Source organism: Methylobacillus gramineus, from assembly GCF_020532675.1.
GTDB classification, from domain to species: domain Bacteria; phylum Pseudomonadota; class Gammaproteobacteria; order Burkholderiales; family Methylophilaceae; genus Methylobacillus; species Methylobacillus gramineus.
Genome location: NZ_JAJAVE010000001.1, coordinates 1,055,323 through 1,068,580, shown reverse-complemented (window position 1 = coordinate 1,068,580; position 13,258 = coordinate 1,055,323). Strand labels below are relative to the sequence as shown.

Genomic DNA, 13,258 nt, shown 5'->3' with positions numbered 1-13,258 from the left:
ATATTATGCAAGCATTTACTCAATTGAACGGATTAGTAGTGCCACTGGATCGGGCCAATGTCGATACTGATGCCATTATCCCGAAGCAGTTCCTCAAGTCTATCAAGCGCGCGGGTTTTGGCCCTAATGCGTTCGATGAATGGCGTTATCTTGATCATGGTGAGCCTGGCATGGATAACAGCCAGCGCCCGCTGAATCCGGATTTTTCGCTTAACCAGGTACGTTATCAAGGTGCCAGTGTGTTGTTGGCGCGCGAGAACTTCGGTTGCGGTTCCAGCCGCGAGCATGCGCCTTGGGCCTTGCTGGATTTTGGCTTCCGCGCCATTATCGCGCCCAGCTATGCCGATATCTTTTTCAATAACTGTTTCAAGAACGGCATTCTGCCTATCATTTTGTCAGCTGACATCGTTGACTCCCTGTTCAATGCGGTGGAGTCCAGCGTAGGTTACAAACTGACCATTGATCTGGAAGCACAGACTATCTCTACCCCGGATGCTCAATCCTATGCGTTTGAGGTGGATACCTTTCGCAAGCATTGCCTGTTGAATGGCCTTGATGATATTGGCCTGACCTTGCAGCATGTGGATGAAATCAAGGCATTTGAAGAAAAGTACAAACAAGTCCAGCCTTGGCTGTTCAATTAATTATTCAATAAAAAATCTGGAAATTCCTTTATGAAGATAGCAGTGTTGCCGGGGGACGGTATTGGTCCTGAAATTGTTGCGCAAGCGGTCAAGGTGCTGCATGCCCTGAATATTAACCTTGAGTTGCAGGAAGCCCCGATTGGTGGCGCAGGCTATGAAGCAGCAGGGGATCCGTTGCCAGCGGCAACATTGAAATTGGCTCAAGAATCAGATGCTGTCCTGTTGGGCGCAGTGGGCGATTGGAAATATGACACACTGCCTCGTGACCAGCGCCCGGAACGTGGCTTGTTGCGCATCCGTAAAGAGTTGAACCTGTTTGCAAACCTGCGTCCGGCACTGCTTTACCCAGAACTCGCTTCCGCATCTACCCTCAAGCCTGAAGTAGTGGCAGGGCTGGATATCATGATTGTGCGTGAACTGACTGGTGATATTTATTTCGGCCAACCGCGTGGTATTACCACGCTGGAAAATGGCGAGCGCGAGGGTATCAACACGATGCGCTACAGTGAGTCTGAAATTCGCCGCATTGCCCATGTGGCTTTCAGTATCGCGATGAAGCGCAACAAAAAAATCTGTTCCGTTGATAAAGCCAATGTGCTGGAAACAACTGAATTATGGCGCCAGGTCATGATAGAAGTAGCCAAGGAATACCCTGAGGTTGAGCTCAGCCACATGTATGTGGATAACGCCGCCATGCAACTGATCCGTGCCCCTAAGCAGTTTGACGTGATGGTTACGGGTAATATTTTTGGTGATATTCTGTCTGATGAAGCGTCCATGCTGACTGGCTCAATCGGCATGTTGCCATCTGCTTCGCTGGATCAGCACAACAAGGGCATGTATGAGCCTAGCCATGGCTCCGCGCCTGACATTGCCGGCAAGGATATTGCCAATCCACTGGCAACCATTCTGTCGGCGGCCATGATGTTGCGTTACACCTTCAATGATGAAGTCAATGCAGTGCGCGTGGAAGATGCAGTAAAGAAGGCGCTGGCTGATGGATATAGGACAGCGGATATCTGGACGGAAGGCACACGCAAGGTCAAGTGTAGTGAAATGGGTGATGCTGTCGTGGCAGCGCTGTAATGACTGAGCAGATTGATATCAATCATATAAAGATCAGGACGAGATAATGTTTAGAGTAGGTTTTGTCGGCTGGCGCGGTATGGTGGGCTCTGTGCTCATGCAGCGCATGCGTGATGAGCGCGATTTCGATGATATCGAGCCGGTATTTTTTACCACTTCACAAACAGGTGGAGCAGGTCCGGACATCGGGCGTGATACACCACCTTTGAAGGATGCTAAAAATATTGCCGAACTGAAGGCCATGGACATTATTGTGTCCTGTCAGGGGGGTGATTACACCACCGATATATTTCCTAGCCTGCGTGCTGTGGGTTGGACAGGCCACTGGATTGATGCTGCCTCTACACTCCGCATGGAGCAGGATGCGGTAATCATCCTGGATCCAGTCAATCTCGATGTGATCAAGCATTCACTGGTGAACGGTGGCCGTAACTGGATAGGGGGCAACTGTACGGTTTCCCTTATGCTGATGGCGCTGAATGGCTTGTTTAAGGCTGATCTGGTGGAGTGGGCAACTTCCATGACTTATCAGGCAGCCTCAGGTGCAGGTGCGCAGAATATGCGCGAGCTGATCAAGCAAATGGGCGTAGTGCATGCCGGGGTTGAGGGTTTGCTGGCTGACCCAGCATCCGCCATCCTTGAGATAGATCGCAAGGTGGCAGAAACATTGCGCGATACCAGTTTCCCCATTGAGAACTTTGCTGCACCGCTGGCTGGTAGTTTGATTCCTTGGATAGACAAGGATCTGGGTAACGGTCAGAGCAAGGAAGAGTGGAAAGGGCAGGCCGAGACCAACAAAATATTGGGTCGCGAATCCAGCCCGGTGCCGATTGATGGTCTCTGTGTACGTATAGGCGCCATGCGTTGCCATTCACAGGCTCTCACCATCAAGCTCAAGAAGAATGTACCCCTGGATGAAATCAACAGCATGCTGGACGAAGCGAATGACTGGGCTGAAGTCATTCCCAATCAGCGTGCTGTGACTGTTGCCAGATTAAGCCCTGCGGCGGTGACCGGCACACTGAATACACCGGTGGGACGCCTGCGTAAAATGAGCATGGGGGATGAGTACCTGTCTGCATTTACTGTAGGGGATCAGTTATTGTGGGGTGCTGCGGAACCACTGCGCCGCATGCTGCGAATTCTGGTCGAGGGTTAACCATCATTGCAACTAGCATTAGAATGTAAAGTCTTATATCAGCTTGAAACTGTAACTGATTGATGTTAATTTAATAATGCTATTTAAAGTTGATAAGGGTGGAATGGTGCACAAGTCCAAATTAAAGGGGGTTACACTCGCGGTATTATTGGCATTGATGCCAGTTGCTGCAGGGGCTGCCGGACTAGGTAGATTGACTGTTACATCAGGACTGGGCGAGCCGCTTTCCGCCGAAATTGAACTACTTTCAACTACCCCTGATGAGCTTGCTTCCTTAACTGCTAGCATTGCCCCGCACGAGGCTTATAGCGTTCAAGGGGTTGAACGCACAGCATTGCATGGTGCCATCAAGGTCGATGTCGCCAAGAGTGCCAATGGAACCCCTGTACTAAAGCTCACCACGCGTCAGGCGGTGAGCGATCCATTCCTTGATATGTTGATTCAGGTAGATTGGGCAACAGGTCGTTTACTGCGCGAATATACGGTATTGCTGGATCCTCCAGGGTACAACAATAATCAAGCTCAGGTTTACAACGGCGTGCAATTGCCACCCGCGCCTGTCGCTACACCAAATTCTCAAGCAGTCGCGCCAGCGCCTGCCAACAATGCAAACCGTAATAATCCTGCTCGCAACAATACGGCAAGAAAACCAGCGCCAGCGCCTATCGCTGCGCCTGCCCAGCCTCAACCTGCAGCCGCCAGTTACACCACAGCGCGTGGTGATACGCTGAGTGCCATTGCCCAGCAAAACCAGGTAGAAGGAGTAAGCCTGGATCAAATGCTGGTTGGGCTTTATCGTGCAAATGAAGATGCCTTTGCTGGCAATAACATGAATCGCCTCAAGGTCGGCCAGATACTGCGCGTGCCTACTACCAATGAATTGCAGGCCATTAGCCAACAACAAGCCAGCAAAGAAGTACGGGTACAGTCCTCAGACTGGAATGCCTATAGGAATCGATTGGCTGGACTAGCTACTGAATCTACAGCTTCTCCAGATACCAGCGCTCAATCTGCATCAGGCAGAATTTCTGCCGCTGCGACGGATAAATCAGCCGCCGCCGATAATGCCCCGCGTGACGTAGTCAAGCTTTCCCGTAGTGATGCCAAGGGTATCAAGGCAGAGCAAGACCGAGTGAATGCGTTGCAGGAGGAGCTGACTGCTAAAGACAAGAGTTTGGCTGAAGCTGCTGATCGTACCGCCATGCTGGAGAAGCAGATTTCCGACATGCAAAAATTGTTGGCAATCAAGAACCAGTCGCTGGCTAACCTGCAAAACAATACTGCTGTGCCGCCGCAAGAGGTCAAGCCCGCAGACGTGCCACCCCCGGCTCCCGTTCCAGAGGGAAAACCTGAGGCTGAAGTGAAGCCTCCTGCTGCAGATGAAGCTGCTCCGGCACCAGAGGAACCGGCTGCGCCAGAAACCAAAAAACCTCCAGTTGTCGTACCGCCAGCGCCTGCAGCAGCAGAGCCTAGCCTTGTCGATGAAATTATTGGTGATGATCCATTATTGCCTGCTTTGGCGGGTGGTGCACTTGTGCTGTTGCTCGGCGCATGGTTATTCATGCGCAATAAGCGCAAGAGGGAGCTGGACAGCTTCGAGAAAGGCATTCAGACCTCAGGTGGGCTTAAAGCCAATACCGTGTTTGGTAATACCGCTGGTGCTACCATCAATACAGGCGATACTTCATTCCTGACCGATTTTTCGCAGAATACTGGTGGCATGATAGATACGCATGATGTCGACCCTATCGCTGAAGCTGAAGTGTATATGGCCTATGGTCGTGATGCGCAGGCCGAAGAGATACTCAAGGATGCGATTGTCAAGGAACCACAGCGTCACGAATTGCATGTCAAGTTGCTGGAAATTTATGCGGCACGCCATGACACCTCTGCGTTTGAGACCGTGGCTGGTGAAATCTATACCACACTTGGCGCGTCAGACCCGATTTGGGCCAAAGTGGCGGAAATGGGCCACAAGCTGGAACCCGAGAATCCACTTTACACTGCTGACAGAGATGCCAAGCCAGTCACTACATTATCTGCAGCGCCTGCTGATGGTGGCAAGCTGAGCGCAAGTGATTTCAGCAAGGCCGATGAACTTGATGCCGGTGCTGCTGTATCTGTCGCCGGTGCTGCGTTGGCCGGTGCGACGATTGCTAACGCACTTGATGATGCTGATCAGCAAGCTGACGATGATCTGGATGCTGGGCTGGCATTTACAGCAGAACCTGCTTTCGATACTTCATCTTCCTCTCTGCCTGATCTGGATTTTGATTTCGATCCTTCCAGTCCTGCCCCTGATGTGTCAACAGCTCTTCATGAGGTGTCCGATGCGGATGCAGAGCTCGATATGCAAGACAATGCAATGGATTTCTCCATTGATTTGCCTGAGCCAGCAGCCAAGAGCAGTTTGCAGTTGGATATTGCTGAACTGGATGCGGCAATTCCTGATTTTGACTTGCCTGAACTTTCAATGCCGGCATTCTCTGCGGCTGAACCAGATGTACCTGCATTTTCGGTGCCTGAATTTGAGACCGGTGAAATACAGTCTGCTGAGCTTGAGCCTGCATTGAATCCACAGGTTGAACTCGACGACTTGCCTGAAATCGATCTGCCGGCAATTGAATTACCTGCCCCAGGTACGCAAGCTGATTCGCTGGCAGCGGATAATGAGCTGCCAAGTATAGACTTTGATCTTCCTGAAATCAGTTTTGGCGATAACGTTGTTGATGCCCCTGGTAGTCAGCTCGACGAGCCTGCCAGTTCGGATTTCCCGTCTCTGGATGTGGCTGATTCTGTGAAGCAGGCTGAGGAAGGCATTGAAGAGATTACGCTGGAGTCGCCTGTTGACCAAAATGATAGTGTGCCGCATTTCAATTTTGATGATATTGATCTCGAGAGTGGCGATAGTGTGCAAGCTGATACGCGTGCGTCTGCGGATGAGATTGCCTTGCCAGAGTTTGATATTGACGGGCCAGATGATGCACCAGGTTCTGTAGCGGATATTGATCTGTCCGGTATTAGCCTTGATGTCGCTGATGGACAAACGGGTACTGAAAGTCTGGACACCGGTAGCAGTATTGAAGAGTCGGCTGATGTTGATACCAAACTGGATCTGGTCACGGCGTATATGGATATGGGGGATAACGAAGGCGCGCGTGAGCTGCTGGAGGAAATCCTCCAAGAAGGTGGACCTAACCAAAAGCAGAAAGCTAAAACCATCTTGGACGGATTGGCATAAATTCAGGCTGGAACTGAAAGCCGGGATTGTTCCCGGCTTTTTTATTGCCGGTTCTGGGTGCGTTTTATTAAATACCGATGCTAAGAGTAGAATATCAACATGATGAATGATTGTGTACGGAATGGTCTGGCGTGAGGTTCGCTCTAGCACTGGAGTATGATGGCTCTGGTTTTTGCGGTTGGCAAAGCCAGCCGAATGGACTTGCCGTACAGGATGCATTGGAACTTGCTCTGGCAGGCATGGCGGGACATCCTGTCAGGGTGGCAGCTGCTGGACGAACCGATACCGGTGTACACGCGTTATCGCAAGTCGTGCATTTCGACACCACGACTGTACGCCCTTTGAGTGCATGGGTGCGTGGGATCAATGCTCATTTGCCAGTCGGTGTGCGAGTGCTGTGGGCGCAAGAGGTGGATGAGCGTTTTCATGCACGATTCGATGCTTTTCAACGCAGTTACCAGTACTGGCTGATTAATCAGCCAGTGGCGCCTGCCATCATGTCAGGTAAAGCCGGCTGGTTCCATCAGCCATTGCATCTTGAGTCTATGCAGCAGGCGGCGACTTATCTGCTTGGGCAACACGATTTCAGTGCTTTTCGTGCGGCGGAATGCCAGGCTAAATCACCGGTCAAACAGATGCATATCGCGAGTGTACGAGCTGTGGGCAGCAGTCTGATGTTTGATTTTTGTGCCAACGCATTTTTGCATCATCAGGTGCGTAATATGGTGGGGGCGCTGGTTTATATAGGCAAAGGTAAATATGCGCCGGAATATATGCTGGAGTTACTGGAAAGCCGCGATCGCACGCAATCACCACCGACTTTTTCCCCAGATGGGTTGTATTTGACCGGGGTAGGTTATGATGAGGGCTGGGGGTTGCCAGCTACCAGTCGCAGACTGGAAGTCGGGATTGCGTGATGCTGTTGTTGGCGCTGGATTTTTGTGACATCTTTCCCTCTTTAATGTACGCTACGGCCTTTTAATGACAGGGGTATGACTTGCGCACCCGCGTTAAAATATGTGGTATTACCCGCGTAGAAGATGCGCTAGCCGCTGTCACTAGTGGTTGTGATGCGATTGGGTTGGTTTTTTATGCCTCTAGCCCACGCAATGTGGAGCTTGCAAAGGCAAGCGAAATCGTCGCTGCGCTGCCTCCTTTTGTCAATGCTGTGGGCTTGTTTGTTGATGCCCAGCCAGCAGACATTGAACACGTACTATCCCGTGTGAGACTCAATATGCTGCAGTTCCATGGCGATGAAGCGCCCGTGGACTGTCGTCGCTACGGCTTGCCTTATATGAAGGCAATTCGCGTCCGACCTGAGACAAATTTGCTACAATACGCAGTTGAGTATGATGATGCCCGTGCACTTTTGCTTGATACCTATGCAGAAGGAGTTGCTGGAGGAACTGGGCAAGTGTTTGACTGGGGATTGATTCCAGCTCAAATGCCATTGCCAGTGGTGCTGGCTGGAGGACTTAATCCGGACAATGTCACAGTCGCAATACGCCAGGTTCAGCCCTATGCCGTGGATGTGAGCGGGGGCGTCGAGCACACTAAAGGAATCAAGGATGCGGTCAAGATGGTCGCATTCATGCGAGGAGTAAACAATGCAGCTTTATGATATGCCGGATGCGCGTGGCCATTTTGGCCCTTACGGCGGTATTTTTGTCGCCGAAACGCTGATTGAAGCGCTGGAGGAGTTGCGCGTCATGTATGAGCGCTATCGCCATGATCCCGAATTTTTGGCTGAGTTTGCTTATGACTTGAAGCATTTCGTTGGCAGGCCCAGTCCGATTTACTATGCCCAGCGACTGTCCGAGAAAATCGGTGGGGCGAAAATTTATCTGAAGCGTGAAGATCTCAATCATACCGGTGCGCACAAGGTCAATAACACGATTGGCCAGGCCTTACTGGCTAAGCGTATGGGCAAGCCACGTGTCATTGCGGAAACCGGAGCAGGGCAGCATGGTGTCGCAACTGCAACGATCGCTGCACGCCTAGGGTTGGAATGCGTCGTGTATATGGGCTCCGAGGACGTCAAGCGTCAGGCACCTAATGTGTACCGGATGAAATTGCTGGGTGCCACCGTCATCCCCGTAGAAAGTGGTTCCAAAACCCTGAAGGATGCGCTGAACGAAGCCATGCGCGACTGGGTGACCAATATCTCCAATACGTTCTACATCATTGGCACGGTGGCCGGACCGCATCCTTATCCGATGATGGTACGTGACTTTCAGGCGGTGATTGGTATTGAAGCCAAGGAACAGATGCTGGAGCTGACCGGTCGTCAACCGGATGCCATTATTGCCTGTGTTGGTGGTGGTTCTAATGCCATGGGAATTTTCTATCCCTATATTGATCTGACCGATGTACGCCTGATCGGGGTGGAAGCAGCAGGACACGGCATTGAAACCGGCAAGCATGCAGCGCCGCTGACAGCCAATAGCCCGGTCGGTGTGTTGCATGGCAATCGTACCTATTTGATGCAAGATGCCAATGGCCAGATTATCGAAACCCATTCTGTGTCTGCTGGGCTGGATTATCCTGGCGTAGGTCCTGAACATGCCTGGCTCAAGGACATCAAACGTGCTGAATATGTCGCAATTACCGATGATGAAGCCATGAGCGCCTTCCATACCTTGTGTCGTACTGAAGGCATTATCCCTGCGCTGGAGTCCAGTCATGCCTTGGCACATGCGATGAAGTTGGCGGCGACCATGTCCCCTGACAAGACGCTGCTGGTTAATCTTTCAGGTCGTGGTGACAAAGATATCAACACGGTTGCCGGCCTTTCCGGCATGACCCTATAAACTCTGGTTCTCGCCTACATGTCACGTATTCAAGCAACATTTGCGGCACTGAAGTCGCATCATAAAAAAGCCCTGATTCCCTACATTACTGCCGGTGATCCTCATCCCAAGCATACGGTTGCGCTGATGCATGCCCTGGTTGAATCCGGTTCTGACGTGATAGAACTGGGCGTGCCTTTTTCCGACCCCATGGCCGATGGCCCGGTGATTCAGCGCGCTACAGAGCGTGCCCTGGTTCACCACGTTGGATTGAGGGATGTGCTGGAGATGGTGAAAGAATTTCGCCAGCAGGATGACAAAACTCCAGTCGTGCTGATGGGCTACGCCAATCCGATCGAAGCGATGGGGCAACAGCAGTTTGTTGAGCGAGCGAGCGAGGTTGGTGTTGATGGTGTATTGATCGTCGATTATCCCCCTGAGGAATCCGAAACATTTGTCGGCATATTGCAGGCACATCACCTGGACCCGATTTTTCTGTTATCGCCCACCTCAGATGCTGCCCGTATATCGATGATTACAAAGCAGGCTAGTGGCTTTGTTTACTATGTTTCACTTAAAGGCGTCACCGGTTCACAGAATCTGAATATCGTCGAAGTCGGCGAACGTGTCGCTGCCATTCGTCGCCAGAGTGACCTTCCCATAGGTGTGGGTTTTGGTGTGCGGGATGCCGCTACGGCTAAGGCAGTGGCGGCAGTGGCGGATGCTATTGTGGTGGGTAGCCGCATGATCCAGGAAATTGAAAGTTCTGACGAAGCCAACTTGTTAAGCAATGTCAGGCAACTGACTAGCGAGCTGCGCAAGGCGATAGATTAATCATACAGCCTATATTGATGAAGCGCGGGCGTTTATAGCCTGCATTCACCTAACGTAAAAGGATAGACCATGAGCTGGTTGCAAAAACTTCTGCCTCCAAAGATTAACCGCCCTGTGGGCAATAGCCGTAAAACAGTGCCTGAGGGATTGTGGAGCAAATGTCCTTCTTGTGAAGCGGTGCTTTACCGTACAGACCTTGAAAGCAATGCCGAGGTATGTCCCAAGTGTTCCTACCATAATCGTATTTCGGCACGATCACGCCTTAATCTGCTACTGGATCCCGAAGGCCGTTTGGAGATCGGTGCAGAAGTGCAGCCGATTGATCCGCTCAAATTCAAAGACAGCAAGCGTTATATTGATCGCCTCAAGACTACACAGTCTGAAATGGACGAAACAGACTCCCTGGTTGTGATGCAGGGCAGTATCAAATCCGTTGGGGTGGTTGCCGCTGCTTTTGAGTTCAAGTTCATGGGTGGTTCCATGGGCTCTGTCGTAGGCGAGCGCTTTGCTCGTGGTGTGCAGACTGCCATCGATAACCAGTCGCCCTTTATTTGTGTTTCCGCCAGTGGTGGTGCCCGTATGCAAGAAGGTTTGTTTTCCCTGATGCAGATGGCCAAAACCAGCGCAGCCTTGACCCAGCTGAGCAAAGCGGGCTTGCCCTATATTTCTGTGCTGACAGATCCCACCATGGGTGGCGTTTCTGCTAGCTTTGCCATGCTGGGTGATGTGATTATTGCTGAGCCCCAAGCACTGATCGGTTTTGCCGGCCCCAGGGTGATTGAGCAGACGGTGCGTGAAACCTTGCCTGACGGTTTCCAGCGCTCCGAGTTCCTGCTGGAACATGGCGCGATTGATATGATTGTTGATCGCAGGGAAATGCGCGATAAGCTGGTGACCATCCTGACCGCATTTATGCGTACTCCTCTGAATCCTGTCTAGATTACTACCTGAATCTGTGACTGCGCCTTTAACTGTTCCCGCTGATCTGGCGGGATGGCTAGCTTATATTGAAGCGCTGCATCCGGCCTCGATCGAGATGGGGCTGGAGCGAGTAGACCTAGTGCGTGAACGCCTGGGCTTGAATCCAACATTTCCTGTAGTGATTGTGGCCGGCACCAATGGCAAAGGCTCTACTTGTGCCATGCTGGAGTGTATCTATCATGCGGCTGGATATCGTGTCGGCTGTTATACCTCTCCCCACTTTGTACGCTATAGCGAACGGGTACGCGTGGGCTGTGAGGAAATTGCCGATGCTAATCTGGTCCATGCATTTGCCGCAGTGGAGGCGGCGAGACAAGATACCTCTCTGACCTATTTTGAGTTCGGTACCCTGGCAGCCGTCTGGTACTTTACACATGCTGCTGTGGATGTCGCTATTCTTGAAGTAGGGCTGGGAGGGCGACTGGATGCCGTCAATGTATTTAACCCTGCGTGCTCCATTGTGACCAGTGTGGATCTTGATCATATGGATTTCCTCGGCAATGATCGCGAATGCATAGGACGAGAAAAAGCAGGTGTATTCCGCACGGCCATTCCTGCGATTTGCGGAGATGATCATCCGCCACAGTCACTCAAAGCATATGCCCGGGAAATCGGAGCTGATTTGCGTTGCATCGGCGAGGATTTCACGCTTAATGCATTGGATGATGGTTGTGAGTATCGGGTAGGTGATGTCAGCTTGAAGCTCCCTTTGCCAGCGTTGGCAGGGAATTTTCAGCTCAATAACGCTGCCTGTGTGATTAATGCATTACACGCTTTGCAGGCAACTTTACCAGTAAAAATCAATCATATTCGGCAAGGCCTGCAAGAGGTCATTTTGAATGGCCGCTTTCAGGCGTGCAGCAGCCGGCCCCATGTGATTCTGGATGTTGCTCATAACCCTCATGCTGCCACAGCACTCGCAGGAAATTTGCAGCAGCGCTTGATCACTGGCCGTACTATCGCCGTATTCTCCATGCTGGCGGATAAAGATATTGCGGGTGTGGTGGGCGTGATGGCCGCGCAGATTGATGCATGGTATGTGGCCGCTGTTGAACATGCTCGCGGTGCTACTCAATCACAATTGCTAGCGTGCATTGCCGCAGTCGATGGCAATGCACAGCTTAATGGCTATGAGAATGTGACGCTTGCTTACAGACAAGCCTGTATCGATGCAGGCGAAAATGATAGAATTATTGTCTTTGGTTCATTTTTCACCGTCGCTGATGTGATGAGCGAACTCGCGGTGATTCACGTAGATAAGTAGGATTTTTTGATGGCCTCTGACCAGACGAATGAGCAGGAACTTCAGTTCAAGAAACGTGCACGCAGGCGCCTGGTAGGTGCGATTGCTCTGGTTCTGTTAATGGTCACCATATTGCCGATGGTGCTGGATGATCGAAGTGCCAAAGTGCCACCTCAGGAAATTGCGATCAATATCCCCAGTCAGGATGGGCCAGAGTTTACTTCCAAAGTAGCCCCTGCGTCTGAACCTACAGAGGAAATCGTCTCTGAACCTATATTGTCATCGCCTCAGGAGGATGGTGAGAGTCAGGATCCTGAAGCTGCACCTGTGGCGATAGAGCCGGTCAAGCCAGCCCCTGGCAAACCCGTAGAGCCAGCAACATCCAAAAAAGAGGTGGCTAAGCCAGACAGTAAGCCGGTTGCTTCAAAGGCCGAGGTGCACAAAATTGAGCCTGCAAAGCCAACTGTAGAAAAAGCGCCAACACCCAAGCCAGTGGCTGGCGGTAGCTTTTTGATACAGATCGGCGTATTCTCCGACCCTATCAACGTCAAGAATTTACAGGATAAACTGTCTGGGCAGGGCTTGAAATCTCACACTGAAACTATTCCTACGGCCAGTGGTGAGAAAACTCGATTGAGAGTGGGGCCTTTTAGCAGTCGTGAAGCCGCCGAGCAGGCACTTGGTAAGGTCAAAGTGGCAGGGCTTTCTGGCATGGTTATTAGCAATAAATAAGCAATGACGAGTTTTGATTATGCAGTACTGGGCATCATTGGGTTTTCTGTATTGTTAAGTGTCATGCGCGGGTTTGTCCGCGAAATCCTGGCGCTGGTCAGTTGGGTGGTTGCCTTTGTTGTAGCCAAGTTCTATACGGTTGAATTTTCAGCATTATTGCCAGCATCTATCCCAAGTGAAGAGTTGAGATTCCTGGCGGCCTTTTTAATTTTGTTTTTGTCCTCATTATTAGTGTGCAGCCTGCTGGCGATTGCAGTGTCGCAGATATTCAAGAAAATTGGTTTGAGCTGGCTGGATCGCGCTTTGGGTGTGATATTTGGGCTGGCACGAGGACTCATGATTGTGGGAACCCTGGTCTTGTTGGCTGGTTTGACGGCACTGCCACAAGATCAACGCTGGCGTAATGCCATGTTCAGTGCGCCATTGGAAGCAATGGTCATAGGGATATTGCCCTGGTTCCCGCAGGATATTGCAAAGCATATTAAATATGACTAAATTGAGTGTCACCGCTCATTTAGCTTTTTCCGGATTCTAGTTCTTAAGGCGCTC

The 13,258-nt window shown here is 51.2% G+C and carries 12 protein-coding genes; all 12 read left to right on the top strand.

All coding sequences use genetic code 11. From position 1 onward, the window contains the following. Positions 1-5: 5 nt before the first annotated feature. Positions 6-644 (top strand): 3-isopropylmalate dehydratase small subunit, encoded by a 639-nt coding sequence (gene leuD, locus LG201_RS04960; protein ID WP_226771054.1) that lies wholly within the window; start codon positions 6-8, stop codon positions 642-644. Positions 645-674: 30 nt separating this feature from the next. After that, a complete protein-coding gene (gene leuB / locus LG201_RS04955) occupies positions 675-1,730 on the top strand; it encodes a 3-isopropylmalate dehydrogenase (RefSeq protein WP_226771053.1) in 1,056 nt (351 codons plus the stop codon). 46 nt (positions 1,731-1,776) lie between these two features. Next, entirely contained in the window at positions 1,777-2,889 is a 1,113-nt protein-coding gene (asd, locus tag LG201_RS04950; protein ID WP_226771052.1) for an aspartate-semialdehyde dehydrogenase, read from the top strand. Positions 2,890-2,992: 103 nt separating this feature from the next. Beyond that, a complete protein-coding gene (locus LG201_RS04945) occupies positions 2,993-6,130 on the top strand; it encodes a FimV/HubP family polar landmark protein (protein WP_226771051.1) in 3,138 nt (1,045 codons plus the stop codon). A 131-nt stretch (positions 6,131-6,261) separates the two neighbouring features. Then, the gene (gene truA / locus LG201_RS04940) at positions 6,262-7,047 is read left to right on the top strand and encodes a tRNA pseudouridine(38-40) synthase TruA (protein ID WP_226771050.1); all 786 of its coding nucleotides are present in this window, start codon (positions 6,262-6,264) and stop codon (positions 7,045-7,047) included. An 80-nt stretch (positions 7,048-7,127) separates the two neighbouring features. Beyond that, positions 7,128-7,751: a phosphoribosylanthranilate isomerase gene (locus LG201_RS04935; protein ID WP_226771049.1), complete on the top strand. Its 624-nt coding sequence runs from the start codon at positions 7,128-7,130 to the stop codon at positions 7,749-7,751. Beyond that, the gene (trpB, locus tag LG201_RS04930; RefSeq protein WP_226771048.1) at positions 7,738-8,940 is read left to right on the top strand and encodes a tryptophan synthase subunit beta; all 1,203 of its coding nucleotides are present in this window, start codon (positions 7,738-7,740) and stop codon (positions 8,938-8,940) included. The genes LG201_RS04935 and trpB overlap by 14 nt, the downstream gene beginning before the upstream one ends. 18 nt (positions 8,941-8,958) lie before the next feature. Further along, positions 8,959-9,753 (top strand): tryptophan synthase subunit alpha, encoded by a 795-nt coding sequence (trpA, locus tag LG201_RS04925; protein WP_226771047.1) that lies wholly within the window; start codon positions 8,959-8,961, stop codon positions 9,751-9,753. A 69-nt stretch (positions 9,754-9,822) separates the two neighbouring features. Continuing rightward, entirely contained in the window at positions 9,823-10,692 is an 870-nt protein-coding gene (accD, locus tag LG201_RS04920; protein ID WP_226771046.1) for an acetyl-CoA carboxylase, carboxyltransferase subunit beta, read from the top strand. Between the two features lie 16 nt (positions 10,693-10,708). Next, complete coding sequence (folC, locus tag LG201_RS04915) at positions 10,709-11,998, top strand: bifunctional tetrahydrofolate synthase/dihydrofolate synthase (protein WP_226771045.1); 1,290 nt, start codon at positions 10,709-10,711, stop codon at positions 11,996-11,998. A gap of 9 nt (positions 11,999-12,007) precedes the next feature. Beyond that, positions 12,008-12,709: an SPOR domain-containing protein gene (locus tag LG201_RS04910; RefSeq protein ID WP_226771044.1), complete on the top strand. Its 702-nt coding sequence runs from the start codon at positions 12,008-12,010 to the stop codon at positions 12,707-12,709. A 3-nt stretch (positions 12,710-12,712) separates the two neighbouring features. Beyond that, positions 12,713-13,204 carry a CvpA family protein gene (locus LG201_RS04905; RefSeq protein ID WP_226771043.1) on the top strand — a complete coding sequence of 164 codons (492 nt, stop codon included), beginning with the start codon at positions 12,713-12,715 and terminating at the stop codon, positions 13,202-13,204. Positions 13,205-13,258 lie beyond the last annotated feature (54 nt).

Excerpts from the sequence above, each read along its gene's own strand:
- leuD (WP_226771054.1), top strand. The coding sequence starts at position 6 with ATGCAAGCATTTACTCAATTGAACGGATTAGTAGTGCCACTGGATCGG.
- accD (WP_226771046.1), top strand. The coding sequence starts at position 9,823 with ATGAGCTGGTTGCAAAAACTTCTGCCTCCAAAGATTAACCGCCCTGTG.
- trpA (WP_226771047.1), top strand. The coding sequence starts at position 8,959 with ATGTCACGTATTCAAGCAACATTTGCGGCACTGAAGTCGCATCATAAA.
- LG201_RS04905 (WP_226771043.1), top strand. The coding sequence starts at position 12,713 with ATGACGAGTTTTGATTATGCAGTACTGGGCATCATTGGGTTTTCTGTA.
- LG201_RS04945 (WP_226771051.1), top strand. The coding sequence starts at position 2,993 with ATGGTGCACAAGTCCAAATTAAAGGGGGTTACACTCGCGGTATTATTG.
- leuB (WP_226771053.1), top strand. The coding sequence starts at position 675 with ATGAAGATAGCAGTGTTGCCGGGGGACGGTATTGGTCCTGAAATTGTT.
- LG201_RS04910 (WP_226771044.1), top strand. The coding sequence starts at position 12,008 with ATGGCCTCTGACCAGACGAATGAGCAGGAACTTCAGTTCAAGAAACGT.
- trpB (WP_226771048.1), top strand. The coding sequence starts at position 7,738 with ATGCAGCTTTATGATATGCCGGATGCGCGTGGCCATTTTGGCCCTTAC.
- asd (WP_226771052.1), top strand. The coding sequence starts at position 1,777 with ATGTTTAGAGTAGGTTTTGTCGGCTGGCGCGGTATGGTGGGCTCTGTG.